This window comes from Methylobacterium sp. PvP105, assembly GCF_017876975.1.
Classification (GTDB): domain Bacteria; phylum Pseudomonadota; class Alphaproteobacteria; order Rhizobiales; family Beijerinckiaceae; genus Methylobacterium; species Methylobacterium radiotolerans.
This window is the reverse complement of sequence record NZ_JAGIPA010000001.1, coordinates 3,577,501-3,602,407: the sequence shown is the minus strand read 5'-3', so window position 1 is coordinate 3,602,407 and position 24,907 is coordinate 3,577,501. Positions and strand designations below refer to the sequence as shown.

Genomic DNA, 24,907 nt, shown 5'->3' with positions numbered 1-24,907 from the left:
CCCGCGATTTCGGCGGATCCTGTGAGGATCTCGAGCGAAGGACCGAGGTCTCCGTGCATCTCCTGATCGTCGACGACCACCCGCTGTTCCGCGACGCCCTGGCGGCCACGATCCGCCTCGCGCACCCGGACGCGGTTCTGCACGAGGCCGACGGGATCGAGGCGGCCTGCGCCGTTCTGGCCGCCAACCGCGGCATCGACCTGACGCTCCTCGACCTCTCGATGCGGGGCGTGACCGGCTTCGACGGGCTGATCACCATCCGGGCCAGCTTCCCGCGCATCCCGATCCTGATCGTCTCCGGCCACGAGGACCCGCGCATCGTCCGCGAGGCCCTGCAGCACGGGGCGGCGGGCTTCGTCCCCAAGGCCATGGACAAGGCGACGCTGACCCGGGCGATCACCGAGGTGATGAGCGGCGCCCTGTTCCTGCCGCCGGGGCTCGCCGAGGCCGGCGCGCCCGCGCCCCGGAGCAAGAAGGCGCCGCTGCCGGAGCGCCTCGCCCGGCTGACGCCGCAGCAGTTGCGGGTCCTGATGATGATCCGGCAGGGCAAGCTCAACAAGCAGATCGCCCACGAGCTCCAGGTCGGCGATTCGACCGTGAAGGCGCACGTCTCCGAGATCCTGCGCAAGCTCGAGGTCATCAGCCGCACGCAGATCGTGATCGACACGGCGTCCCTCGATTTCGATCAGATCCACAACAGCCACTCGGCCTGACGGCGCGGCTGCGGGACCGGAGAGCTCCTGACCGGCGGCCCCACGCTCCACCTCATCCCGAGGTGCCGGAGCGCCGCGGAGGCCCCGCAGGAGAGCTCCAGCCGGCCGCGCTCCTCGAAGCTTTCCGTCGAGGCCCGCCGACGCGGACATCTCCGGACGCGGGGAGGCGTCGGAACGTCCGGTCCGCCTCGGTCTCGCCACGCATTCCGCCGACGCCGGATCGGCACGGAAAAGGTGCGAACCTATTCGTCCGGCGCAACTCTGATGGCGCGAAACGTCTCCCGGTCCGAATCGGTATGATGCTATCTATCAGCATGCGAGCTGATTGATCCGGTCTCTCCACCGGGTCCTCGCGTGGATGGATCAGGTAGTGACCGGCAACGACGATCCGAGGACGCGCGAGCGGCTGCAGCAGGCCTTCACCCACGCCCTCCTGACCACCGGCCGCCACTGGCGCCGTGCCGCCAACAATGTCGCGGAGGCGCACGGCCTGTCCGACGCCACCGCGCACCCGCTGATCATCATCGGCCGGATGGAGGAGGAGCCGCGCCAGAACGTCCTGGCGGAGGCCGTCGGCATCGAGGGCCCCTCGCTCGTCCGCCTCATCGACCAGCTCGCCGCGGCCGGGCTGGTGGTCCGCCGCGAGGACCCGTCCGACCGCCGCGCCAAGGTGCTGGGCCTGACCGCGCGCGGCCGACAGGTCTTCGAGCGGATCGAGGCCGAGCTCTCGACCCTGCGCGCCCGGGTGTTCGCCGAGGTCGACGGCGCGGATCTCGAGGCGAGCCTCCGGGTCTTCGCGGCGCTCCAGCGCCACGGGCGGGAGGCCGCCGCGGCCGCGCGCGAACCGGAGGCGGTGCCGTGATCCTCCCCGGATGGCGCGACTGGGCCTTCGCGCTGAAGACCTACGCGGCGGCGATGCTCGCCCTGTTCCTCGCGCTCTGGATCGACCTGCCGCGGCCCTACTGGGCCCTCGGCACCGTCTACATCACCAGCCAGGTCCTCTCCGGCGCGACGCGCGCGAAGGCGGTCTACCGGGTCTGCGGCACCGCGCTCGGCGCGGCGGTGAGCGTCGTGCTGGTGCCGAACCTCGTGAACGAGCCGATCCTGCTGAGCCTCGCGGTGGCGCTCTGGGTCGCGCTCTGCCTCTACGTCTCGCTCCTCGACCGCACGCCCGCGAGCTACCTGCCGATGCTCGCCGGCTACACGGCGGCGCTGATCGGCTTCCCCGCCGTCGACGATCCCGGGGCGATCTTCGACACGGCGGTGGCGCGGGCCGAGGAGATCTCCCTGGGGATCGTCTGCGCCAGCCTCGCCGCCACGCTGATCCTGCCGCAATCGGCGGCCCCGCTGATCGTCGCGCGGCTGGACCACTGGTCGGCGGAGGCCCGGGCCTGGATCCGGAGCGCCCTCGCGGCCGCCCGCGCCCCGGAGGCCGCCGGGCCGAGCCAGGGCCGGCGCCTGCGCCTCGCCTCGGACGCGCTCGGCCTCGACGCCCTCGGCCTCGCCCTGCGCAACGAGGCGTCGGGCGCGGAACGCGCCGCGGAGGCCTTCGCGCCGCTCCGGCAGCACATGCTGATGGTCCTGCCGATCGTGGCGGCCGTCGCGGACCGCGTCGCCGCCCTCGAGCAGGCGGGCGCGCTGCCGGCGCGGGTCCGGGCCTTCCTGTCGGACCTCGCCGTCTGGCTCAACGACGAGACCGGGGATGGGGCCGGCGATGGGGCCGGGGATCCGGACCGCGCCGCGCGGCTGCGCGGCCGGATCGACGGGTTCGAGCCGGCCCTCGGCCGGGCTCCGGACTGGAACACGCTCCTGCTCGCGAGCCTCGCGGTGCGCCTGCGCGACGTCATCGACCTGCGCCAGGACCTGCGGGCGCTCCGCGGCCACCTCGCCGCCGGCACCGCCCCCCGGGCGCCGCTCGCCTTCGCCTACACGGCCCGGGTCCGCTCCATCCGCCACCGGGACCACGGGCTGGCGGCGTTCTCGGCCTTCGGGGTGTTCGTGGGCCTGCTGGTCTGCTGCGCGATCTGGATCGCCACCGGCTGGCCGGACGGCTCCGCGGCACCGATGATGGGCGCGGTCGCCTGCTGCCTGTTCGCCGCGCAGGACGATCCCGCGCCGCAGATCCTGAGCTTCACCAACTCGGCGATCGTCGGCGCCCTCGGCGCGGCCCTCTACCTGTTCGCCGTGCTGCCGCTCGCCACCTCCTTCGAGATGCTGGCCCTGGCGCTGGCGCCCGCCCTGATCCTGTGCGGCCTGATGATGACGCAGCCGCGCACCACCCCGATGGGCATGGGCGCGGCGCTGAACGGCGCGACGCTGCTGGCGCTCCAGAACGGCTACAGCGGCGACTTCGCGCCCTTCGCCAACGGGGTGATCGCCTCGGTGGTCGGCATGTGGGTCGGCGCGGTGGTCACCCGGCTGATCCGCTCGGTCGGCGCCGGCCGGAGCGCCCGGCGGCTGGTGCAGATCAACCGGCAGAGCCTCGCGGCCGCCGCGGCCGGGCGCGGCGCCGGCCACGGGCTCGAGCTCGCGGCCCTGATGCTCGACCGCGTCGGGCTGATCGCGCCGCGGCTGGCGAGCCTGCCCGCCGACATGTCGGCCTCCGTGGGCGACCTGCTGGCCGATGTCCGGGTCGGCATCAACCTCGTGGAGGTCCGCCGGGTGCGCCGGCGGCTGACGGGACCGGCCCGGAGCGCCGTCGACCGGGTGCTGGCGCTGGCGGCGCGCCAGCTGCGCGGCCGGATCGGCCGGCCGGATTCGGCGCTCCTGGCGGCCCTGGACGACGGACTGGACGCCGTCGCGGGCGCGGCCCCGTCGCCGGAGCGGCGCGCCGCCCTGATCGGCCTCACCGGCCTGCGCCGCGGGCTCTTCCCCGACGCGCCGGCCTACCGGGCGGCGCCCGCGCTGCCCGACCGGGAGATGGCGGCATGATGGGCGAGATCGACCTCTACGGCGTGTTCGTGCCGGGCCTCGCGCTCTGGATGGCCGTCGCCTTCGCGCTCAGCCTGCCGCTGCGCCGCCTGCTGGCGGCGACCGGCTTCTACCGCCTCGTCTGGCACAGGCCGCTCTTCGACCTCGCCCTCTACGTCGTCCTGCTCGGCGGCGTCGTGACCCTCGCCCACCGGATCCTGCAATGACCGCCCTGTTCTCCACCCTCGGCCGCCTCCTGGTCACCCTCGGCATGGTCGCCGCGGCGCTGATCGTCGGCCTCGGCCTGTGGGACTACTACATGGACGCTCCCTGGACCCGGGACGGGCGCGTGCGCGCCGACGTGGTGGCGGTGGCCCCCGACGTCTCCGGCCTCGTCACCGAGGTGCTGGTCGAGGACAATCAGGTCGTCCGGAAGGGCGACGTCCTGTTCCGGATCGATCCGGACCGGTTCCGCCTCGGGCTGCGGCAGGCGGAGGCGATGGTGCAGAACCGCAAGGCCACCGCCGAGCAGAACGCGGCCGACTACGCCCGCTACAGCAGGCTCTCCGACGCGGCGGTGTCGCAGCAGAAGGTCGAGGCCGCCAAGGCCGCCGACCTCTCCGCGGAGGCCGCCTACGAGCAGGCCCTGGCGGATCGCGACCTCGCCAAGCTCAACCTGGAGCGCTCGGCGGTGCGCGCCTCGGTCAACGGCCGGATCACCAACATGGAGCTGCGGCCGGGCGCCTACGTCACCACGGGCCGCGGGGTCATGGCGCTGATCGACAGCGATACCCTGCGGATCGAGGGCTACTTCGAGGAGACCAAGCTGCCGCGGATCCGCGTCGGCGCGCCGGTGACGGTCCAGCTCATGGGCGAGGACGGGGTGCTCAGCGGCCGCGTCGCCAGCATCGCCGGCGGCATCGGCGAGTCGGGCCGCAGCGACGCCGCCAACCTGCTCGCGAACGTGAACCCGACCTTCTCGTGGGTGCGCCTCGCCCAGCGCATCCCGGTGCGGATCGCCCTCGACGGCGGCACGGCGGATCCGCGGCTGGTGAGCGGCCGGACCGCGACGGTCTCGATCGCGCCGGCGGCCGGCGGGGCGGCGCTGCGCTGGCCCTGGACGGCGTGGCGCGAGGCGCTCGCCCGCTGACGGCGCGCCCGAACCATCCTGGCGCCCCCGAGTTGGCCTGACACGACAGCGCGACGTCAGCAGCGCACCGTCATGTCAGGAGGTCCCATGTCGAAGACGATCCTCGCCCTCGCCACGTCCGTCGTTCTCGCCACGTCCGGGGCGGCGCTCGCCCAGGCGCCGCAGACCGGCGGCGCCAACCAGGGCAACGTCAACAAGTCCGGCGCGGTGGGCGGCACCGGGACGGGGGCCGGGTCCATGGAGAGCACCGGCTCCACCGGCGCCGGCACGGCGCCCGGCACCAGCGGCGGGCCGCGCGTCAGCACGCCGGGCGCGCCCGCCGGCAGCAGCTCGGGCAACGCCGCCACGGGCAGCGGAGCGGCGCCCAGCGGGCGGTAGCTCCGCCGACGCGTCCTGTCCGGGCGCGTCGGTGCGTCGGGCTTGCCCGGCTCCCGGCGCGCCCCTCCGGGTCCGGGCTCGCCTGCGGCGCACCGGGAGGACGCTGCGCGAACGGGTCGAGAGCGCCGGGGCGGGCGTCAGCCGCCCAGCCCGCCCACGCACAGGTACTTGGTGTTGAGGTAATCCTCGATGCCCTGGTACGAGCCCTCGCGGCCGAGGCCGGATTCCTTCACGCCGCCGAAGGGCGCCACCTCGGTGGTGATGATCCCCTCGTTGATCCCCACCATGCCGTATTCCAGCGCCTCCGCGACCCGGAAGGTCCGGCCGAGGTCGCGGGTGTAGAAGTAGCAGGCGAGCCCGTACTCGGTGTCGTTGGCCATGCGGATCGCCTCCGCCTCGTCGCGGAAGCGGAACAGCGGCGCCAGCGGCCCGAAGGTCTCCTCCCGGGCCACCGCCATGGCGGGCGTGGCGCCGGTGATCACCGTCGGCTCGAAGAACTGGCCGCCGAGCGCGTGGCGGTGGCCGCCCGCCACCACGCGGGCGCCCTTCTCGACGGCGTCGCGGATATGGGCCTCGGTCTTCTCCACCGCGGCCATGTCGATCAGCGGCCCCTGGGCGACGCCGTCCTCGACGCCGTTGCCGACCTTCAGGCGGTTGGCCGCCTCGGCCATCTTCTCCGCGAAGGCGTCGTAGATCCCGTCCTGCACCAGGAACCGGTTGGTGCAGATGCAGGTCTGGCCGGAATTGCGGTACTTGGCGAGCATCGCGCCGGCGACCGCCCGGTCGAGATCGGCGTCGTCGAACACGATGAACGGCGCGTTGCCGCCCAGCTCCATCGAGACCTTCTTCACCGTGCCTGCTGCCTGCTCCAGCAGCACCTTGCCGACCTCGGTGGAGCCGGTGAACGTGATCTTCTTGACGAGCGGGTTGCCGGTCATCTCGCCGCCGATGGCGCGGGCCGAGCCCGTCAGGATGCTCACAACCCCGGCCGGGAAGCCGGCGCGCTCGCACAGCACGCCCCAGGCGAGGCCCGAGAGCGGGGTCTGCGAGGCGGGCTTGATCACGATCGGGCAGCCGGCGGCGAGCGCCGGGGCGATCTTGCGGGCGATCATCGAGGACGGGAAGTTCCACGGCGTGATCGCCGCCACCACGCCGACCGGCTCCTTGGTGACGAGGATCTTGCGGTCGCCCCAGGGGGAGGGGACCACGTCGCCGTAGACGCGGCGCGCCTCTTCGGCGAACCACAGCACGTAGGCGGCCGACATGGCGACCTCGCCGCGGGACTCGGTCAGCGACTTGCCCTGCTCGGCGGTGAGGATCTGCGCCAGATCCTCCTGATGCTCGGTGACGAGCGCCGCGAGCTTGCGCAGCAGCACGGCGCGCTCGTTGGCGGTCTTGGCGCGCCACGCCGGGTAGGCCTCGTGCGCCGCCTTGATCGCCTGGCGGGTCTCGTCGGCGCCGGCATTCGGCACCTTGGCGATCAGCGCGCCGGTCGCCGGGTTGGTGACGTCGATGCTGCCGGAGCCGGCCTTCGACCATGCGCCGCCGATCAGGCAGGCATCGACCAGCAGGGCGCGGTCCTTCAGGGAGGGGGTCTCGAACTCAGGCATCCAACGGTTCCTTCGGCGGCCGCGGCATGTCGGTCTGGGACATGCCGGGCCGGGGCTTGAGAGGCACGCTCTGGGCCGTATTCCTCGCCTGCGCCTCGGCTCTTGTCTCGAAGACATGGGGAGCCAGGTCGCGGCTCGCCAACGAGGCGCCGAGTTTCAGTCGCAAGAACGCGCTCGTGGTATACCGGGACGCGGTCTCGTAATAGCGGTTTTCGAGATAGGCGATCGCCGAGAAGTACGCGTCGCTCACCGTCGGGTCGATCTCGAAGCCGTCGTAATTCGCGATGAGGTGGACCTTCCGGCCGATCTCCTGGCAGGCGCGCTCGTATTCGCGGCGCACCAGCTCGACGTCGTCGATGGTCCGGACCTGGAAACCCTCGAGGTTCGAGAACAGGATGTTGCGCTCCGGGTCGTAGCTGATCCGCTCCGACAGCGAGAGTCCGAGCAGCCACGGCTCCAGCGCCATCACGGACTCGCGGAACAGGCGCGGATCCATCGGCCGCGGATCCTGCACGATCGGGGTGAAGCCCATCTGCCCGAGGATGTCCCGCGCGATGTCGATCCCCGGCGCCACCTCGACCAGCTCCATGCCGGCCCGCGTCCGCCGGAACACGCAGCGCTCGGTCACGTAGAGCACCGGCTGGCCGCGCTCGGCCGCGTAGGCCCCCGAGAAGGTCACCTGCTCCACCGCGGCGATGAATTTCCGCGAGCGCCCCTCGCTGAGGATCCGGATGCCGCCGTCCTCGACCGCCACCTTGAGGCCGTCGGCCGTGAAGGTGCCGGCGAAGACGAGGCTCTTGGCGTTCTGCGAGATGTTGATGAACCCGCCCGCGCCCGCGAGCCGCGTGCCGAACCGGCTGACGTTGACGTTGCCCTCGGCGTCGCACTGGGCGAGGCCCAGGCAGGCGAGATCGAGGCCGCCGCCGTCGTAGAAGTCGAACTGCTGGTTCTGGTGCAGCACGGCGGCCGGGTTCAGGGCGGCGCCGAAATCCAGCCCGCCCTGCGGCAGGCCGCCGATCACGCCGGGCTCGGCGGTCAGCGTCAGGTATTTCAGCACCCGCTCCTCGGCGGCGACCGCCGCGACGCCCTCAGGCATGCCGATGCCGAGATTGACCACGCCGCCCGGCGGCAGCTCGAAGGCGCAGCGCCGGGCGATGACCTTGCGGGTATCGAGCGCCATCGGGGCGATCCGGTCGAGCGGCACGCGCTGTCGGCCCGTGAAGGCGTGGTTGTACGGCGTGCCGTAGGTCTGGCGGTGGTTCTCGGGCGTGCTGAGCACCACGCAGTCGACCAGCACGCCGGGCACCTGCACCTCCCGCGGGTTGAGCGAGCCGGCCTCCGCGAGCCGCTCCACCTGGGCGATGACGAAGCCGCCGGAATTCTTCGCCGCCATGGCGGCGGCGAGGTTGTCGAGGGTGAGCGCCTCGCGCTCCATGGTGATGTTGCCGGCGGGGTCGGCCGTGGTCCCGCGGATCAGCGCGACGTTGACCGGGAAGGCCTTGTAGTGGAGCCAGGTCTCGCCGCCGAGCTCGACGACGCTGACGAGGTCCTCCCGGGTCACGGCGTTGAGCTTGCCGCCCTCCAGCCGCGGGTCGACGAAGGTGCGCAAGCCCACCTTGGTGATGTGGCCGGGGGTGTGGGCGGCGATCTCCCGGTAGAGGTGCGAGACCACGCCGAGCGGCAGGTTGTAGGCCTCGATCTCGCCCGCCACCGCCATGGCGCCGAGCTTCGGCACGAGCGCCCAGTGGCCGCCGACGACGCGGCGGACGAGGCCCGGTATCGCCAGGCGGTTGAGGCCGCGCTCCTTGCCGTCGCCGGGGGCGGCGGCGAACATCAGGCCGAGCCCGTGCGGGCCGGCGCCGGATTCGAAGCGGCGGGCGAGCGCCAGGATCAGCTCGTCGGGCGTGCCGATCCCGACGAAGCCCGACACCGCGACCATGTCGCCGTCCTGCAGGATGGCGGCGGCCTCGTCGGCGCTGACGATCTTGTTCTTCAGGCTGCCCATGCGGTGCTCCCCCGAGACTGCACGCTACCCCCGCTCGCCGAGCCAGTCGGCGATGCCGGAGCCCAGCAGCTTCTGTGCCTTCCCGCCCACGAACACGCCGACATGGCCGCCGGGCAGACCCATCTCGGTGTAGTCGGTGGTGCCGATCTTATCCCTCAGCGCCTGCGAGGTGGCGGGCGGGATGATGTGGTCGTCCTGGGCGAAGACGTTCAGCACCGGGCAGGTGATGGCCTTCAGCTCCACCCGCCGGCCGCCGAGCTCGAAGGCGCTCTCGACCAGCTTGTTGTCCTGGTAGAGGTCCTTCAGCCACTGCTTGGCGGCCTCGCCGGGATGGTCCGGACGGTCGGCGATCCACTTCTCCATGCGGAGGAAGTTCAGGAACTTCTTCCTGTCGTCGAGGGCGTCGAGCAGGTCGAGGTTGTACTTCGTCATGGTCCGCATCGGCGTCATCATCGAGAACACCGAGCCCATGAAGGCGCCGGGCAGGGAGCCCTGCGCCTCGATCAGCCGGTCGACATCCTCGGGCGTGAGCGAGCGGGTCCAGACGTTGATGAAGCCGTGGCCGGCCCGGTTCTCCCGCGTGTCGGCGTGGAAGTCGATCGGCGTGATGGTCAGCACCATCGCGTTGACGGTCTCGGGGTAGAGCGCCGCGTAGCAGGTGGTGAAGACGCCGCCCTCGCAGATGCCGAGCAGGCTGATTCTCTCCCGCCCGGCCGCCTCCTGGATGAAGGCGACGCATTCGGCGAGGTAGCCGTCCACGTAGTCGTCGATGGTGACGTAGCGGTCGGCCCGGCCCGGATTGCCCCAGTCGACCACGTAGAGGTCGAGGCCGAGATTCAGCAGGTTGCGGACCAGCGAGCGGTCCTCCTGCAGGTCGGCCATCGTGTAGCGGCCGATCAGGCCGTAGACGATCAGGACCGGCGGCAGGCCCTTGCTCTCGGCGAGCGGCCGGTAGCGGTAGAGGCTGACCTTGTCCTGGCTCCAGACCAGATCCTTCGGCGTGGTGGCGATCTCGACATCCGCGTCGCTGACATCGGCGAACAGCTTGGCGCCCTCGCTGATCCGCCGGCCGAGGGTACCGACCTCGGCCAGCAGCGCGGCGGGGGTGAGATTCAGCGGCGCGGCCGGTCCCTTCGGGCTTTCCTGATCAGCCATGGGCGTCCTCCCCGACCTGTGAACCGCCCGCCTTCGCGGCCTTGCCGGCCTGCCGGCGCTCGCGGCGGAGCGCCCGGACCTCGCGGCGCAGCTCGGTCAGGCTCTTGTGCACGTCGTCGAGCTCGGCGCGGGTCGGCTGGCCGTAGAACTCGGACAGGAACGCCGCGACGTCCTGCTGGGCGAGGCGCAGGTCGGTCGAGGCCCGGAGCACCGCCCGCTGAGACGCCAGGAACTTGTCCGAACGCTGGACCTCGAGCAGGACCGCGTTGGCGGTCTCGATCCACCGGCCCATCATCTCGCGGGCGGAGGCGAAGCTCTCGCCGCGCTCGGCGCGGGCATTGGCTTCCTGGGCGAAGGTCCCGGCCGCGCGCGTCCAGGCCTCCAGCATCACGGCCTGGTGCTCGCTCTGCGCCCGCCGGAGCGTCGCCCAGGCGGTGAACAGGGCCGCGTAGCGCCGCTCGGTCTGCCACAGGTCGGCGAGCTGCGGGCCCTCGGCCATGCGGGTCAGGGCGGCGTCGAACTCGGCCGAGCCGCCGAGCCAGGCCTGCGGATCGAAGATCCGGGCGAGAACAGCCCCGGCGGTCGGGTCCGGCGCGCCGGGACCGCCCTGAAGGGATCTGGCGAGGGTCTGCGAGAGGGCGGTCGCGGCGGTCCAGGCCTCGGTCAGCTTGGCCTGCGCGGTGGCGAGGCCGGCGACGTCAGGCGTCGGAAAGGTCGGCCAGCCGAAGCCGGGGGCGGGTTGCCCCGCGCCCTGCGTGAAGAAGCCCGCGCCGGCCCGGGTCCAGAACTCGCTCATCGCCCGGAACGCGTCGAACTGGTCCATGCTGGCGTCTCTCCTCACAGCCTCAGGGCTGAAGACATCGGACCCGCCGTCTCCGCGAGCCAAGCGAAGCGATCCAGCAGCGCCACGCTCGGCGCGGGCGCGCCGCCCTGGGTCGCCTCGCCGCGCTCGCGATGACGGTGGAGGCTGGACCGATCGGGCGACAGCCCCAGCACCGCCGCCGCCGTCGCGCTCACGCCGCCGGCCGCGCCTCTCCCAGCGCCTCGGCGTAGATCGCGAAGGCGTCGTCGTAGGTGACCTCGCGCGGGTTGTTCACGAGGAGCCGCGTCTGCTTCATCGCGTCGGTGGCCATGCGCTCCAGGTCCTGCCGGGCGACGCCGACCTCGGCGAGGGACGCCGGCACCTTGCAGTCGCGGCAGATCGCGTCGAGGCTCTCCACGAAGCGCCGGGCGGCCTCGGGCTGCGGCAGGTCCGCGGCCGCCGGGTCGAGGATCGGCGCGAGCTCGGCGTAGAGCGCCTCCGCGTGGGAGAGGTTGAAGCGCATCACCCCCATCAGCACCAGGGCGTTCGAGAGCCCGTGCGGCACGTGGAAGATCGCGCCGACCGGGTAGGCGAGGGCGTGCACCGCCGCGACCGGCGCGTTGGCGAAGGCCATGCCGGCCAGCATCGAGCCGAGCAGCATGCCGGAGCGCGCCTCGAGGTTCTTCCCGTCCGTGCAGGCGGTGCGGATGTTGGCCGAGAGCAGCGCCAGCGCCTGCTTGGCGAGCTGGTCGGAGATCGGGTTCTTCTTGTTCTTGCTGGTGAAGGCCTCGATGGCGTGGACCATGGCGTCGATGCCGGTCGCCGCCGTGACGTGCGGCGGCAGGCCGAGCGTCAGCTCCGGGTCGAGCACCGCCCAGTCCGGCAGGAGCTTCGGGGCGACGACGCCCTTCTTCTCGGTGGTCGGCGTCGTGACGATCGAGATCGGCGTCACCTCCGAGCCGGTGCCGGCCGTGGTCGGCACGAGGATCAGCGGCAGCCGGTCGCCCTTGGCGAGGCCGACGCCGTAGATCGAATCCAGCGGCTCGTCCGACTTGGCGAGGTAGGCCACGAGCTTGGCGGTATCGAGGGCCGAGCCGCCGCCGATCGACAGGACGAGGTCGGTCCCGAGGTCCCGGGCGCGCTTGGCCGCCGCCTCGATCACCGTGGAGGGCGGGTCGGCGACCACGTCCTCGTAGATGTCGAGGGCGACGCCGGCCTCCGCCAGCGCCGCCTCGGCGGCCTTTGTGAGGCCGGCGCCGCGCACGCCCTTGTCGGTGACGAGCAGGACGCGCTTCGCCCCGAAGCTGCCGACGATCTCGGGCAGCTTCCGGGAGGCGCCGGCCTCGAACAGCACGTTCGGCGTGGTCTGGAAGGTGAACGGGTTCATCGCGCTGCCCTGTTGTCGTGCCGATCCGTCTGCAAGGCCGAGGTCACTCGGCCGGCTCGAAATCCTTCACCTTGGCGCGCAGCTCGTCGACCAGCACGCGGGTGTTCTCCGAGTAGTCGATCGGCACCGCCACGAGGTGGACGCCGCCCGCCGCGAAGGCCCGGTCCAGCGTCGGCACGAGGTCGTTGACCGACTCGACCCGGTGGCCGGTGGCCCCGTACGACTTGGCGTAGAGGACGAAGTCCGGGTTGTTGAAGGTCATGCCGTAATCGGCGAACTTGTCGACCGCCTGCTTCCAGCGGATCATCCCGTAGGCCGAGTCGTCGAGCACCAGCACCACGAGGTTGAGCTTCAGCCGGACGGCGGTCTCCATCTCCTGGCTGTTCATCATGAAGCCGCCGTCGCCGCACACCGCCATCACGCGCCGCTTCGGGTAGAGCATCGCCGCCATCATGGCCGAGGGCAGGCCGGCGCCCATCGTGGCCAGCGCGTTGTCGAGGAGCAGCGTGTTGGCGACGTAGGTGCGGTAGTTCCGGGCGAACCAGATCTTGTACATCCCGTTGTCGAGGCAGACGATCCCGTCCTCGGGGATCACCCGGCGCACGTCGCGCACGAGGCGCTGCGGCGTCACCGGGAAGCGGTCCTCGCCGGCCCGGTCGCCGATATGGCTGAGGATGTGCTCGCGCAGGTGCAGCAGCGCGCCCGCGTTCGGGAGCTTGCCGTCGAGCTTGTCGGCCAGAAGCTTCAGCGTCGGGCCGAGGTCGCCGACCACCTCGGCGTCGGGGTAGTAGACCTGCTCGACGTTGGCCGGCATGTAGCTGATGTGGACGACCTTCTGGTCGGCCTGGCCCATGAAGAACGGCGGCTTCTCGATCGTGTCGTGCCCGATCGCGATGATCAGGTCGGCCCTGTCGATCGCCTCGTGGACGTAGTCGCGCTCGGAGAGGGCGGCGGTGCCCATGTAGAGGTCGGTCCCGCCCGCGACGGTGCCCTTGCCCATCTGGGTGGTGAAGAACGGGATGCCGGTGCGCTGCACGAAGCCGCCGAGCTCGCCGGTGGCGCGGGGGCGGCTCGCGGCGGCGCCCAGCATGATCAGCGGGCGCTCGGCCTTCAGGATCATCTCCGCGGCGCGCGCGATCGCGGTCGGGTGCGCGACCGGGATGTCGATCGGGTGCGAGGGGACGAGGTCGGCCTCGGCCTCCTCGGAGGCGATGTCCTCGGGCAGCTCCAGCAGCACCGGGCCGGGCCGCTCCTCGGTGGCGACCCGGAAGGCGTCGCGCACGATGGTGGGGATCGAGGAGGCCGAGACGATCTGCCGGGCCATCTTGGTGATCGGCTTCATCGACGAAATCACGTCGACGATCTGGAACTTGGCCTGGCGCGAGGACAGGATGCCCTTCTGGCCGGTGATGATGATCATCGGCATGGCGCCGAGATGCGCGTAGGCCGCGCCGGTGGAGAAGTTCAGGGCGCCCGGGCCGAGCGTCGAGAGGCAGACGCCCGGCCGGCCGGTGAGGCGGCCGTGGGTGGCGGCCATGAAGCTCGCCGCCTGCTCGTGGCGGGTCAGGACCAGCTCGATCTTGGAGTTCCGCAGGGATTCGACGACGTCGAGGTTCTCCTCTCCGGGAATCCCGAAGATGCGGTCGACGCCCTCGTTCTCGAGGGCCGCGACGAGGAGATCTGAACCCTTGGGCATGCGAAGTCTCGCTGATGCAACGGTATTCCCGGGACGTCCACGCCGATCCCGGCACTTCGATCGCGAGGCCGTGAACGACACGAGACGGAGGAACACCCCCCGAATACTCGGTTCGTTAGAGGGCCGGCCTGTAGGGTGGTCAAGGGCCGTCCGGGCCCGTGACGTCACAGAGCCGGCCGGATGCTACCGTGCGGTCGTCCGCCCCGGCTCCGGGGTGGGCGACGGCACGGACGGGGCCGCCCCGCATTCCGCGATGGGACAGCGATGGATCGCATCGAGAGCGACAAGACGGCGCCGCCCGAGGACCGGGAGGCGGACGCCCCGGGCCTGGACGCGGTGCTGGCGCCGGTCGCCGAGTTCCCGCGGATCGACCTCCGCGCGGGCGTCGAGGCCTGGGACAAGCGCCGCAAGGCCGGCAAGCGGCTGCGCGCCGAGGTGCCCCACGCGCGCCAGGCCGCGCTGAATCCCGATCCGGACCGGCCCGACCCGGTCGCCCTGATCGAGGCCGCCCACGCGGGCCGCCAGCCGCACCTGATCCCGCTGCGGGTCGCCCGGATGGCGAGTTCGCCCTTCGCGTTCCTGCGCGGGGCCGCGCACGTCATGGCCTGGGACCTGTCGCGCGGGCCGCGCAGCGGCATCGACGTCGTGATGAACGGCGACGCGCACACCGACAATTTCGGCCTGTTCGGCACGCCGCAGCGCGACATCGTCCTCGACCTCAACGACTTCGACGAGGTCACGATCGGCCCGTGGGAATGGGACCTCAAGCGCCTCGCGGCCGGGCTGGCGGTCGCCACCGCCGACGCCGGCGCGCCGGCGAGCGAGCGGCGCGCGGCCGTCACGGAGGCGGTCTCCGGCTACCAGCACACGATGCGGCGCCTCGCGCCGCAGGGCTCCCTCGACGTCTGGTACCAGACCACCCGCGCCGACGCCCCGCACATCGCCGGGCTGCAGATGGACGCGGAGGCCCGGGCCGTGGTGCGGCGGGCGGTCGACAAGGCGCGGCGGCGGAACAACCGCAGCCTGCTGGACCAGGTGGCCGAGCGGCGCACCGACGGCAGCTGGCGCCTGCAGACCGATCCGCCGATCCTGACGCCCGTGGACGCGGAGACCCGCGAGGGCGTCGTCACCGGCCTGGAGCGCTACGCCGAGACCCTGCCGCGGGAGCGCCGCTTCATGCTCGACCGCTACCACGTGGTCGATGTCGCCCACCGCGTCGTCGGCGTCGGCAGTGTCGGGACCCGGGCCTACCTCGCGCTGCTGTTCGGCAATTCCGACGCCGACGCGCTCTTCCTCCAGGTCAAGGAGGCGGTCCGGCCGGCACACGCGCCCTACCTGCCGGGCGTGCCGGCGCCGTTCTCCGGGCACGGGGGCGAGCGGGTGATCTACGGCCAGCGCCTGCTCCAGGCGGTGGGCGACCCGCTGCTCGGCTGGACCAGCATCGCGGGCCGGCCGTTCTACGTGCGCCAGATGAAGAACCTGAAGGGCGCGATCCCGCTGGCGCGGATGTCCGGCGCGCCGCTCCTGACCTTCTCGTACGCCTACGGGACGCTGCTGGCGCGCGCCCACGCGCGGACCGGCGACGCGGCGGCGATCGCCGGATACTGCGGCAGCGGCAAGCACCACGACCTGAGCGGGGCGATCGCCGACTGGGCGGCTTCCTACGCGGAGCGCAATGCGGCCGACTTCGCCCTGTTCCGCGCGGCGATCGCGAGCGGCCGCCTGGAGGCCGCGGACGATCCCTGCCTCTGAGCCCCGAGCTCAGATGATGCCGGGGGCCGGCGGCTCGTGGGCCAGCCGGACCAGGAGTTCCCGGAGCCAGCGATGGGCCGGGTCGTGGTCGTACGAGGCGTGCCAGAGCATCGACACGGACACGTCGTCGAGGGGGACCGGCACGGGGCTGACGCTGAGCGCCAGCGCGCTGGCGAAGGAGGTGGCGAGCCGCGCGTGCATCGTGGCGATCACCGGCGCCGCCCGCACCATGAACGGGACGACGAGGAAGCGCGGGGTCGTGACCGCCAGGGTGCGCGAGCGCCCGATCAGCGCGAGGGCGTCGTCGACGACCCCGTGGGCGGTCTCGCGCAGGGACGTCAGCACGTGGGGGAAGCGCAGGTAATCGTCGAGCCCGATCGGCGGCTCCAGGCCGATCAGCGCGGCGTTGAACAGCACCACGTAGCTGTCCCGGTAGAGGAGGCGCTGCTTGTGGTGGAGCTGCCCCTCCGAGAACAGGCCGATGGCGAGGTCGACCCGGTCGGCGTCGAGCTCGTCCAGGATCCGGGTCCGGTCGACCGAGCGCAGCAGCAGCCGGATGCCGGGCGCGTCCCGGCGGAGCTGCGCGATCAACCGCGGCCCGAGCAGCGCCTCGACGCTGTCCGGAAGGCTCACCGTGAAGGTGCGCGCGACCGTGGCCGGATCGAACTGCTCCTCCCGGTGCACCAGCGCCTGCACCTGCCGGAGGGTGCTGCGCAGCGGCTCGGCGATCCTGCGGGCGCGGGGCGTCGGCCGCATCCCGTCCGGCGCCCGGGTCAGGAGCTCGTCGTCGAACAGGCGGCGCAGGCGGGCGAGGCTCGAACTCATCGCCGACTGGCCGATCCCGACGCGCGCGGCGGCCCGCGTGACGCTCCGCTCGTCGAGCAGCGCGTCGAGGGCGACCAGCAGGTTCAGGTCGATCCGGCTGAGATCGATATGGTCGATGGCCACGGGCGTCGCGCTCGATGGGGATTCGGCAGCCCGACATAGCAGACGCGACGGCGTGCCCGTCATCCCGGGGATCCCCGCGCCGATGGGCCAGGATCCCGCTCCGACGTCGCCGGTCGGGACACCCGCGCCGTGCCCCCTCTCCCGTGCGGGAGAGGGCTGGGGTGAGGGACAAGACGTTTCCGGATCGGGCGGACCATCACCGCGCGTCCGCGTCGAGCCACGTCCGGACAGACCTGATCCCTCACCCTGTCCCTCTCCCGCACGGGAGAGGGGACCCGCGCTCGCCCCCGCGCGTCGAGACGTCCAACTGCGCCCCGAGCCTTGACAATGTTCCTATTTTGTGCCTCCTGACCGCACCTGTCCGCGGCGTTTCGGGAGCGATCCCGGGGCGTCCTTCGGGGGCCTGCCCGGTGGCTGACCGGTCGGGTCCGGGGACGGGGCGGCGCCCGCGTCGGTGGCTCTCAGCCGCCATCGCCCCGGGCGGCGGACCGGTGCGGGGCGTGCCTCGGACGCGGGCGTGAGACCGGGCGGCACTCTGCCCGGCGGGGGAGGAAATGCCCCCGCGCCGACCCGCCTCTGGGCTGACCCTGAGCGACCTGCGGACCCGCCCACGACGAGGCGGGGGACGGCTGGAAGGCCACGGCGCCGATGCGGGTTCCGGGGGTTGCGGGCACGGCGTGCGCGCACCTCGCCCGAGACCGCTAACGGGGAGTCGCAGGACCGGGACGTCGGAGACGCCGCGACGAGAAAGACGGCAGCGGCCGGGGACCATGCCCGGCCGGTGCCGCGGGGCGCCGCGGGGATCGGATCCCGCGCGTGCTTGGCCGACACCTGGGTTCCCGCGGCGTCCCGCGTCCCTCGTGCGGTCTCCCGGGCCATGCCCCCGGCGCCCAGGCGCGCGGGGACGATCACGCGTGTCCGGTGCCGGCACCACGGGACGACCCGGGGAGAGCGGCGCTCCGCGCCCCGCCGATCCTCAGGCCGGCAGCGGCTCCCGCGGCTCGGTGTGGTCGAAGAGCCGGGGCGGCGCGATCGCGTCCCGGGCCCCCATCCGGGCGACGAGATGATCGGCGACCCGCAGGGCGTTGGCGATGATCGTCAGCGTCGGGTTCACGGCGCCGATCGACGGGAAGAAGCTGGCGTCGGTCACGTAGAGGTTGTCCAGCTCGTGCGCCTTGCAGTTCGTGTCGAGCACCGACGTCCTCGGATCCGCGCCGAACCGCAGGGTCCCCGCCTGGTGGGCCGTCCCGCCGATCGGGACGTTCTTGCCGAGGTAGAGCGAGCGGTCGAACAGGTGCGGGTGGATGTCGGTGAAGCTGCAGATCTCGCGCAGCTTGTGCCGGAGCCGCTTGTGCGCCTCGACGTTCGTCTCGGTGAGGTCGAGATGGACCTTGCCGTCCTTGTAGAAGATCCGGTTCTGCGGCAGCGGCACGTCCTCGGAGGTCAGCCAGAAGTCGACGGAGTGCTTCGCGATCCAGTCGAAGGGTTTGTCGGGGAACCACTGCAGGAAGCCCGGCAGGCCCTCGCCGTGGATCTGGGCCCCGTCCGACTTGCCGACCATCTGGATGTGGCCGAGGGGAAAGTCCCAGCTGTCCTTCGGGTCCGGATCGCCGAAGTAGAAGTCGTTGAGGCCGAGCGTCTTCTGGAAGCGGGTCGGGTTCGGGACCTTCGAGATCGCCAGCACCGTCGAGTTGTTGTGGCGCATGTAGTTGCGCCCGACCTGGTCCGACCCGTTGGCGAGGCCGTTCGGGTGCCGGTCGCTGGCCGAGCGCAGCAGCAGCAGCGCCGAGGAGAGGGCACCGCAGGCCACCACCACGATGTCGGCCGAGGCCTCGAACGGCGCGCCATCGCGCGTGCCGACGACGCCCGTGACGGTTCGCCCCGAGGCGTCGGTGACGAGGCGCTCGACGTAGGTGCGGGTGAGCAGCGTCAGGTTCGGGCAGTCGCGCAGGGCCGGGTCCACCACCATGGTCTGCGCGTCGGACTTGCCGTTGGTGGGGCAGGGGAAGCCGTCGAAGGATTCGCACTTGATGCAGGGCGAGGTCGGCACCGCGCGCCCGTCCTTCTCCACCAGCCGCACGCCCACCGGCAGGTGGAACGGGTGGTGGCCGGCCCGCTTCAGGTTGTCGAACAGCTCCTGGATCCGCGGCTCGTGCGCCACCGGCGGATGGGCGTAGGGCTTCGTCGACCAGGGCTCGGTCGGGTCCTCGCCGCGCAGGCCGTGGACGTGGAACAGCTCCTCGGCCGCCTGGTAGTACGGCTCGAACACGTCGTAGCCGACCGGCCAGGCCGGCGCGACGCCGTCCTGGTGGCGGATCTCGGCGAAGTCCTTCTCGCGGAGGCGGAAGAGGATCGATCCGTAGAACTTCGAGTTCCCGCCGACGTAGTAGTGCAGGCCCGGATGGAAGCTCTTGCCGTCCGAGGAGTACCACGTCTCCTTGGCCTGGTAGTAGCCGTCGACGATCACCGCCTGACTGTCCCAGTTCCGCGGCTCCCGCAGCAGGTAGTCGCCGCGCTCGATCAGCAGGATGCGCTTGCCCGTCTGGGCGAGGCGCCACGCCATCGTGCCGCCGCCGGGTCCGGACCCGACAATGATGACGTCGTAGTGCTCACCGGGCATGTGCCGTCTCCGTCCGGACCCGCGTCCTGGCAGGCAACTCGCGAGCCGCTTTTCGGATCACCTCACGGTTCCGTTAAGCGCGCGCCGCGTCGCGGACTCCGCCGCGGACTCCGCCGCAGACTCCGCAAAGTCCGCAACCGGCGGTTAAGGGCCTTTCCCAACGCCGCCTTCAGCTTCGGCTGCGATCCTGCCGCGAACCGGCCCGACGCCGGGGAGGCCGGAATGATCGACACGATGGCGCCTGTCCTGGCGCTCCTGACAGCGGCCGCTCTGGCCTTCGGCCTCTGGCGCCTGCTCGGCACGCGGCGCGCCGAGCGCGAGGCCGAGCGGCTGCAGGACCGCATCTGGCGGATCAGCGAGAGCGAGGACCGCTACCGGGCCCTGGTGGCCGCCACCACCGAGATCATCGTCCAGCGCGATGCCCGCGGACGCATCACCTACGCCAACGAGGATTTCGCCCGCCTGCTCGGCCGCGAGCCGATCGCGCTGATCGGCTCCCGGGACGATCTCGAGATCCTCGACCGGAACGCCGTGGAGATCGGGCCGGACGGGGTCCGCCGCCTGGAGGCGCAGGTCCGGACGGCGGACGGGCGGGCGCGCTGGTTCGCCTTCGTGGAGATGCCGGTGGCGCACGGCGACGCGACGCACTGGCTGCGCGCGGGCCGGGACGTGACCGCGCGGGTCGAGGCGATCCGCAGCCGCGACGCGGCCCTGGAGCGCGCCGAGGCGGCGAGCGTCGCGAAATCCCGCTTCCTCGCGACGGTGAGCCACGAGATGCGGACGCCGCTCAACGGCATCCTGGGCATGGCCGACCTCGTGCTCGGGACCGAGCTGAATCCGGAGCAGCGCACCTACGTTGAGGCGGTCCGCACCAGCGGCCAGGCGCTGCTCGGCCTGATCGACGGGGTCCTCGACTTCTCGCGGATCGAGGCCGGGCGCCTCGACCTCGCGGCCGAGCCCTTCGACCTGCCGGCGCTCTCCGAGGGGGTCGTCGAGCTGCTGGCGCCCCGCGCCCAGGACAAGGGCATCGAGATCGCCCTCGACGTGGCCGAGGACTTCCCGGCCGCCGTGCTGGGCGATGCCGACCGGGTGCGGCAGATCCTGATCAACCTCGCCGGCAACGCGATCAAGTTCACCGAGCGCGGCGGCGTCGGCGTCAGCCTGGGCTTCGCGCGGGCCGGGACCGGCGGCGAGGTCGTGCTCGCCGTGGCGGATACCGGCCCGGGCATCCCGGAGGAGAGGCTGCCGATCCTGTTCGAGGAGTTCGAGCAGGGCGACGGCAGCGCGAGCCGCAGCCACGAGGGCACCGGCCTGGGGCTCGCCATCACGCGGCGGCTCGTGACCCGCATGGGCGGGCGGATCGAGGCGGACTCGCGCCTCGGGCGGGGCTCGACCTTCCGGGTCCTGCTGCCCCTCGCCGAGGTCGCGGGGGCCGAGGGCGTCGGGCGCGCGCCGCTGCCGACGCTCGCCCCGCGGCGCTGCCTGATCGTCGCCGACTCCCCGTTCCAGGCGCCCTACCTCGCCCGCAGCCTGTCCCGGGCCGGGGCCGCCACCGTCATCGTCGACAGCCTGGATTCGGGCCTCGACGCCCTGTCGGGCGCGGCCTTCGACGCGGTGCTGGCCGACCGGGCTCTGGGCGACACGGCGGTGCGGCAGATCGCCGACGCGGCGCGCGCCTGCGGGGTCCGCACCAGCCTCGTGCTCCTCTCGCCGTTCGACCGGCGCGGCTTCGGGGCCCCCGGCGCGGCGGGTTTCGACGGCTACCTGATCAAGCCGGTCCGGCCGCGCTCCCTGTTCGAGCGCCTGCTCGCGTCGGCGGGCCCGGTCGAGGCCGCGGCGGCCCCGCCGGCGGTGCCGCCGCGCGTCGGCAGCAGCCTTCGGGTCCTGCTGGCCGAGGACAACCCGATCAACGCCCTGCTGGCGACCCGGGCCCTGGAGCGGCTCGGCGTCACGGTGGTCCACGCCGCCGACGGCCTCGAGGCCCTCGCGCGTCTGGAGACGGACGGCCCGTTCGACCTCGCGCTGATCGACGTGCGGATGCCCCGCCTCGACGGGCACGAGACCGCCCGGCGGATCCGCGCCGCCGAATCGGACGGGGCGCAGCGGCTCCACCTCGTCGCGCTGACCGCGAATGCCGGACGAGAGGACGAGGCCGCCGCCCGGGCGGCCGGCTTCGACGGGTTCCTGGCCAAGCCGCTGAACCTGAAGCTGCTGCCGCCGCTGCTGGAGCGGCAGTCCGCGCGCGCCGCCTGAGGGCGCGCGTTGACAGGCGGGCGGGTACCGCGCCAACAGGACGCCCATGTCGACAGCCAGCCCACCGCCGCCCGCACCGCGCTCGTCGAGCGGCGCGCTCGCCGCCTGGGGCGCCGCACTCCTCGTGATCGCCACCGTGCTCATCGGCGCCCTGGCGCCCGCGCGGCACGCGGCGCCGGCGGTCTCGGCGGCCGAGGACCCGGCCTGCCTCGAGTGGAGCGACGGCTGCACGGTCTGCCGGCGCCTGGCGGAGGGGCCGGCCTGCTCGCTGCCCGGGATCGCCTGCCAGCCCGGCGCGCTGCAGTGCCTGCACCGCCGCGACGGCTGATCCGGCGGTCCGGCCCGTGAGCGCCGAGGCGCCGGTGCTGCGCTTCGCGCCGAGCCCGAACGGGCGGCTGCACCTCGGCCACGCCTACTCGGCCCTGCTCAACGCGGACCTCGCCGCCCGGATGGGCGGCGTCTGCCGCCTCCGGATCGAGGACATCGATCCCGCGCGCTCGAAGCCGGACTTCGTCCACGGGATCGTCACCGACCTCGCCTGGCTCGGGCTGACCTATCCCGAGCCGGTGCGGCATCAGTCCCGGCACATGGCGGACTATCGGGCCGCCCTCGACGGGCTGATCGGCCGCGGGCTCGCCTATCCGTGCTTCTGCTCACGCGGCCAGATCCGGGCGCGCATCGCCTCGGGCGTCGACAGCCCCCGCGATCCGGACGGCGTGCCCCTCTATCCCGGCACCTGCCGCCACCTGGGCCCGGCGGCGGCGGACCGGATCGCCCGCGGCGACCCGCATACCTGGCGGCTCGACATGGCGGCCGCGACGCGCCGCGCCGGCCCGACGCACGGCTACGTCGCCTTCGACGGGACCGGCGCGCACCGGGTCGCGGCGGATCCGACACGCTGGGGCGACGCGGTGATCGCCCGGCGCGACGTGCCGACGAGCTACCATCTCGCCGTGGTCCACGACGACGCGGTCGAGGGGATCACCCACGTGGTGCGCGGCCGCGACCTGGAGGCGGCCACCGACCTGCACGTGCTCCTCCAGGCCCTGCTCGGGCTGCCAGTGCCGCGCTACCGCCACCACCCGCTGCTGCTCGATGCCGGGGGCGAGAAGCTGTCCAAGTCGCGCGGCTCGCGATCCCTCGCCGACCTCCGGGAGGCCGGCGCGACGCCCCAGGCTGTCCGCGCCCGGCTCGGCTTCGCCTGAGCGGCGACGCGCACCCTCAGCGAACCGCCGCGTCGCGCTGGGCGAGGGCTGTGGCGCTCTTCGATTTCTGCATAGTGGCGTCGATCTGCTCGCGCTGGCGCTTGAAATCGGCGAGCAGGCGCCCGTCGAGTTCCCGGCCACGGGGGACGCGGATCTTCATCGGGTCGACGAAGTGGCCGTTGATGATCACCTCGTAGTGGAGGTGCGCGCCGGTGGACAGGCCGGTCGAGCCGACATAGCCGACGATCTGGCCCTGCCGGACCTTGACGCCCTCGCGGATGCCGCGGCCGAACCGCGACATGTGGTTGTAGGTCGTCACGTAGCCGTTGACGTGCTGGATCTCGACCCGGTTGCCGTAGCCCGAGGTCATCTCCGCGCGGATCACCACGCCGTTGCCGGCCGCCATGATCGGGGTGCCGATCGGGTTCGACCAGTCGACGCCCGTGTGCAGCTTGGCGTAGCCCAGGACCGGGTGCCGGCGGTAGCCGAAGCCGGAGCGCATGATTCCGTCGGCGATCGGCTTGCGCAGCAGGAACTTCTTCAGCGACCGGCCCTGCTCGTCCAGATAGTCGATCGTGCCGTCGTCCGGGGACTGGAAGCGGTAGACCCTGCGGGTCTCGCCGCCGAGCGTCAGCGCCGCGTAGAGCAGGTCCGGACGATCGGCGCTGGCATCGTCGTCGGTGCTGTAGAAGACGTCGAGTCCGTCGCCGCTGCTGATGCGGCGCTGGAAGTCGAGGTCGTAGCTGAAGACCCGGACGATATCCTCGACGGTCGCCCGCGGCAGGTCGTGGCGCGCGGCCGTCTCGTACAGGCTCTGGTACAGGCGCGGCCCGGAGCCGGAATCCTCGTCCTCGTCCTCGCCGGCCTCCGCCTGAGGCTGCGCCTTGGGGGATGGAACCTCCTCGGCGGGGGGCGCCACCGAGACGAAGGCGCCGCGGTCGTTCAGCGCCGCGATCCCCTCGATCCCGTTCTCGCCGTAGAGCACCACGCGCGTGACCTGCCGGGGATCGCCGGGACGCGGGCCGGGCGCGATCTGGACGCGCATCGGCTGGCCCTCGCTGAGGGCAGCCGTGCGGGTCTTGCCGCCGAGCGCGGCGACGATGCCGCGGACGGCGTCGTCGCTCGCGAAGCCGGTGGCCTTCAGCGTGGTTTCCACGGTCTCGCCGCGCTTCAGCGCGAGATCGCGCTCCTCCACGAGCGGAGCCTCGTTGGCCTTCAACTCGATCTTGGCGACCTTGGTGACGTTCTCCGGGACGACCAGCACCTCGATCGACTTGAACGGGTTCGCCTCCTTCGGCGCCGCGCCGTCGCCGTCTCCGGTCGCGCCCTGCTGGAGCGTCCGCGACAGCATGATCTGCGGCGCGATCGGGATGGCGGCGCGACGTCCCGCCTCGGCGGCGATGCGGCGCTCCTCCTCCACCTGCGCGGTGACGTCGTCGTCGGTGAGGGCGGGCGCGTTGGCATCGACGGCGGCGTCGGCGAGATCGCGCTTGACCACGGTGACTTCGGCGCTGGGCGCGTCGGCGGACGCGTCGGGCGCGCGCTCCAGCGGCTCGTCGGAGACGAATTTCATCGGGTCGAAGCGGGGAGGCTCGCTGGCGTAGACGCCCGTCGTCATCGACAAGGGCGTGGTCAGCCGCACGAAGGCCTTGGCCTTGATGATCTCACGGTCGCCGAGGCGGACCGTGACGGGCGCCTTGAAGCTCTGCTTGGCCGAGGCGATCATGAGGTTGCGAACCAGCCGATCGCCCTTGCGGGCGATGTTTGCGCCGCTCTCGCTCGGCTGAGGCCGGGGCATGATGGTCGCCTTCTCGGGAATGGCCGCGAAAGAGACGTCGCCCTGAAGAGACACGTGGAGCGCCGCCGCGATCAGGCCGGCGCCGGTCAGGCCCGTGAGGCTGCTGGCGCAGAGCCAGCGGAGGTTGACGGCGCGCCGGTCGATCTGCGTCGCGGTCGCGCCGAGATGATCGAGGGGCTCGTGCCCACCGCGGGCCGAGGGGAGGGCGGCCACATCGCCGATCTTGAGTCGCTCGCGCTTCACTCGAAGGCCCTGAGAAGACGATGGCGAACGGGCGTCCCTGCAGGACCCACGGCGCTGAGGCCGGACTCGACCATACCGGAGCGCGCCACCCGCGCCCGGTAATCTCATCTCACGGCCCAGCGTGTCGAGATTGAGGCGTGCCGCGGCCGAGCGCCAGTCCCGTACAGAGGACACCGGGATCGTCCACCGGGAGGCTTCGGGGCAGGCCCGACGCACCCGCCGGCGAAAAGGGTGTTGACGGGCGATTCCGAGGGCTCTATACCCCGCTCATCGGCGCCGGCC

The 24,907-nt window shown here is 72.5% G+C and carries 20 protein-coding genes; 10 read left to right on the top strand and 10 right to left on the bottom strand.

What is annotated here, in order from left to right; genetic code table 11:
- Nucleotides 1-53 precede the first annotated feature (53 nt).
- The 6 genes from J3A75_RS17570 (at nt 54) to J3A75_RS17545 (ending at nt 5,151) form a co-directional block, all read left to right on the top strand.
- Nucleotides 54-713, top strand: a complete 660-nt coding sequence (locus tag J3A75_RS17570; protein ID WP_012319376.1) for a response regulator — start codon at nt 54-56, stop codon at nt 711-713.
- Between the two features lie 358 nt (nt 714-1,071).
- Complete coding sequence (locus J3A75_RS17565) at nt 1,072-1,575, top strand: MarR family winged helix-turn-helix transcriptional regulator (RefSeq protein WP_179239995.1); 504 nt, start codon at nt 1,072-1,074, stop codon at nt 1,573-1,575.
- Nucleotides 1,572-3,644, top strand: a complete 2,073-nt coding sequence (locus J3A75_RS17560; protein ID WP_209650532.1) for an FUSC family protein — start codon at nt 1,572-1,574, stop codon at nt 3,642-3,644. Before J3A75_RS17565 ends, J3A75_RS17560 begins: the two co-directional genes overlap by 4 nt.
- Nucleotides 3,641-3,850, top strand: coding sequence for a DUF1656 domain-containing protein (locus J3A75_RS17555; protein WP_012319373.1), 210 nt, complete (start codon nt 3,641-3,643; stop codon nt 3,848-3,850). The genes J3A75_RS17560 and J3A75_RS17555 overlap by 4 nt, the downstream gene beginning before the upstream one ends.
- Entirely contained in the window at nt 3,847-4,773 is a 927-nt protein-coding gene (locus tag J3A75_RS17550; RefSeq protein ID WP_029360938.1) for an HlyD family secretion protein, read from the top strand. The genes J3A75_RS17555 and J3A75_RS17550 overlap by 4 nt, the downstream gene beginning before the upstream one ends.
- A gap of 87 nt (nt 4,774-4,860) precedes the next feature.
- A complete protein-coding gene (locus tag J3A75_RS17545) occupies nt 4,861-5,151 on the top strand; it encodes a hypothetical protein (RefSeq protein WP_012319371.1) in 291 nt (96 codons plus the stop codon).
- 137 nt (nt 5,152-5,288) lie between these two features.
- On the opposite strand, the gene J3A75_RS17540 is transcribed toward J3A75_RS17545, so the two are convergent.
- Genes J3A75_RS17540 through J3A75_RS17510 form a run of 7 tightly spaced genes read right to left on the bottom strand, consistent with a single transcriptional unit; the run spans nt 5,289 to nt 13,806 of the window.
- A complete protein-coding gene (locus J3A75_RS17540; RefSeq protein WP_012319370.1) occupies nt 5,289-6,761 on the bottom strand; it encodes an NAD-dependent succinate-semialdehyde dehydrogenase in 1,473 nt (490 codons plus the stop codon).
- Nucleotides 6,754-8,766: an acyl CoA:acetate/3-ketoacid CoA transferase gene (locus tag J3A75_RS17535; protein ID WP_070999552.1), complete on the bottom strand. Its 2,013-nt coding sequence runs from the start codon at nt 8,764-8,766 to the stop codon at nt 6,754-6,756. Before J3A75_RS17535 ends, J3A75_RS17540 begins: the two co-directional genes overlap by 8 nt.
- A 24-nt stretch (nt 8,767-8,790) precedes the next feature.
- Nucleotides 8,791-9,921, bottom strand: coding sequence for a class III poly(R)-hydroxyalkanoic acid synthase subunit PhaC (gene phaC, locus J3A75_RS17530; RefSeq protein WP_070999551.1), 1,131 nt, complete (start codon nt 9,919-9,921; stop codon nt 8,791-8,793).
- Nucleotides 9,914-10,744 carry a poly(R)-hydroxyalkanoic acid synthase subunit PhaE gene (locus tag J3A75_RS17525; protein ID WP_070999550.1) on the bottom strand — a complete coding sequence of 277 codons (831 nt, stop codon included), beginning with the start codon at nt 10,742-10,744 and terminating at the stop codon, nt 9,914-9,916. Before J3A75_RS17525 ends, phaC begins: the two co-directional genes overlap by 8 nt.
- Nucleotides 10,745-10,758: 14 nt before the next feature.
- A complete protein-coding gene (locus J3A75_RS17520) occupies nt 10,759-10,938 on the bottom strand; it encodes a hypothetical protein (RefSeq protein WP_041372318.1) in 180 nt (59 codons plus the stop codon).
- A complete protein-coding gene (locus J3A75_RS17515; RefSeq protein ID WP_116656778.1) occupies nt 10,935-12,110 on the bottom strand; it encodes an iron-containing alcohol dehydrogenase in 1,176 nt (391 codons plus the stop codon). The genes J3A75_RS17520 and J3A75_RS17515 overlap by 4 nt, the downstream gene beginning before the upstream one ends.
- Nucleotides 12,111-12,153: 43 nt before the next feature.
- Nucleotides 12,154-13,806 carry an acetolactate synthase large subunit gene (locus tag J3A75_RS17510; RefSeq protein ID WP_012319365.1) on the bottom strand — a complete coding sequence of 551 codons (1,653 nt, stop codon included), beginning with the start codon at nt 13,804-13,806 and terminating at the stop codon, nt 12,154-12,156.
- A gap of 264 nt (nt 13,807-14,070) precedes the next feature.
- On the opposite strand from J3A75_RS17510, the gene J3A75_RS17505 reads away from it, so the two are divergent.
- Nucleotides 14,071-15,558, top strand: a complete 1,488-nt coding sequence (locus J3A75_RS17505; protein ID WP_209650531.1) for a DUF2252 domain-containing protein — start codon at nt 14,071-14,073, stop codon at nt 15,556-15,558.
- A 9-nt stretch (nt 15,559-15,567) separates the two neighbouring features.
- On the opposite strand, the gene J3A75_RS17500 is transcribed toward J3A75_RS17505, so the two are convergent.
- Both J3A75_RS17500 and J3A75_RS17495 read right to left on the bottom strand, forming a co-directional pair.
- Complete coding sequence (locus tag J3A75_RS17500; protein ID WP_209650530.1) at nt 15,568-16,506, bottom strand: LysR family transcriptional regulator; 939 nt, start codon at nt 16,504-16,506, stop codon at nt 15,568-15,570.
- 976 nt (nt 16,507-17,482) lie between these two features.
- Complete coding sequence (locus J3A75_RS17495; RefSeq protein WP_012319362.1) at nt 17,483-19,126, bottom strand: FAD-dependent oxidoreductase; 1,644 nt, start codon at nt 19,124-19,126, stop codon at nt 17,483-17,485.
- Between the two features lie 222 nt (nt 19,127-19,348).
- On the opposite strand from J3A75_RS17495, the gene J3A75_RS17490 reads away from it, so the two are divergent.
- The 3 genes from J3A75_RS17490 to gluQRS are packed head-to-tail and all read left to right on the top strand — an operon-like array spanning nt 19,349 to nt 22,584.
- Complete coding sequence (locus tag J3A75_RS17490; protein ID WP_070999548.1) at nt 19,349-21,379, top strand: ATP-binding protein; 2,031 nt, start codon at nt 19,349-19,351, stop codon at nt 21,377-21,379.
- A gap of 46 nt (nt 21,380-21,425) precedes the next feature.
- Nucleotides 21,426-21,707 carry a hypothetical protein gene (locus J3A75_RS17485; RefSeq protein WP_012319360.1) on the top strand — a complete coding sequence of 94 codons (282 nt, stop codon included), beginning with the start codon at nt 21,426-21,428 and terminating at the stop codon, nt 21,705-21,707.
- A 16-nt stretch (nt 21,708-21,723) separates the two neighbouring features.
- Nucleotides 21,724-22,584 carry a tRNA glutamyl-Q(34) synthetase GluQRS gene (gluQRS, locus tag J3A75_RS17480; protein WP_070999547.1) on the top strand — a complete coding sequence of 287 codons (861 nt, stop codon included), beginning with the start codon at nt 21,724-21,726 and terminating at the stop codon, nt 22,582-22,584.
- Between the two features lie 16 nt (nt 22,585-22,600).
- Here the strand turns inward: gluQRS and J3A75_RS17475 are convergent, their stop codons facing one another.
- Nucleotides 22,601-24,625 (bottom strand): M23 family metallopeptidase, encoded by a 2,025-nt coding sequence (locus J3A75_RS17475; protein WP_012319358.1) that lies wholly within the window; start codon nt 24,623-24,625, stop codon nt 22,601-22,603.
- Nucleotides 24,626-24,907: the final 282 nt, after the last annotated feature.

Coding starts and splice junctions, on each gene's coding strand:
- J3A75_RS17565 (WP_179239995.1), top strand. CDS start 1,072: ATGGATCAGGTAGTGACCGGCAACGACGATCCGAGGACGCGCGAGCGG.
- J3A75_RS17555 (WP_012319373.1), top strand. CDS start 3,641: ATGATGGGCGAGATCGACCTCTACGGCGTGTTCGTGCCGGGCCTCGCG.
- J3A75_RS17550 (WP_029360938.1), top strand. CDS start 3,847: ATGACCGCCCTGTTCTCCACCCTCGGCCGCCTCCTGGTCACCCTCGGC.
- J3A75_RS17545 (WP_012319371.1), top strand. CDS start 4,861: ATGTCGAAGACGATCCTCGCCCTCGCCACGTCCGTCGTTCTCGCCACG.
- J3A75_RS17540 (WP_012319370.1), bottom strand. CDS start 6,761: ATGCCTGAGTTCGAGACCCCCTCCCTGAAGGACCGCGCCCTGCTGGTC.
- J3A75_RS17535 (WP_070999552.1), bottom strand. CDS start 8,766: ATGGGCAGCCTGAAGAACAAGATCGTCAGCGCCGACGAGGCCGCCGCC.
- phaC (WP_070999551.1), bottom strand. CDS start 9,921: ATGGCTGATCAGGAAAGCCCGAAGGGACCGGCCGCGCCGCTGAATCTC.
- J3A75_RS17525 (WP_070999550.1), bottom strand. CDS start 10,744: ATGGACCAGTTCGACGCGTTCCGGGCGATGAGCGAGTTCTGGACCCGG.
- J3A75_RS17515 (WP_116656778.1), bottom strand. CDS start 12,110: ATGAACCCGTTCACCTTCCAGACCACGCCGAACGTGCTGTTCGAGGCC.
- J3A75_RS17510 (WP_012319365.1), bottom strand. CDS start 13,806: ATGCCCAAGGGTTCAGATCTCCTCGTCGCGGCCCTCGAGAACGAGGGC.
- J3A75_RS17505 (WP_209650531.1), top strand. CDS start 14,071: ATGGATCGCATCGAGAGCGACAAGACGGCGCCGCCCGAGGACCGGGAG.
- J3A75_RS17495 (WP_012319362.1), bottom strand. CDS start 19,126: ATGCCCGGTGAGCACTACGACGTCATCATTGTCGGGTCCGGACCCGGC.
- J3A75_RS17490 (WP_070999548.1), top strand. CDS start 19,349: ATGATCGACACGATGGCGCCTGTCCTGGCGCTCCTGACAGCGGCCGCT.
- J3A75_RS17485 (WP_012319360.1), top strand. CDS start 21,426: ATGTCGACAGCCAGCCCACCGCCGCCCGCACCGCGCTCGTCGAGCGGC.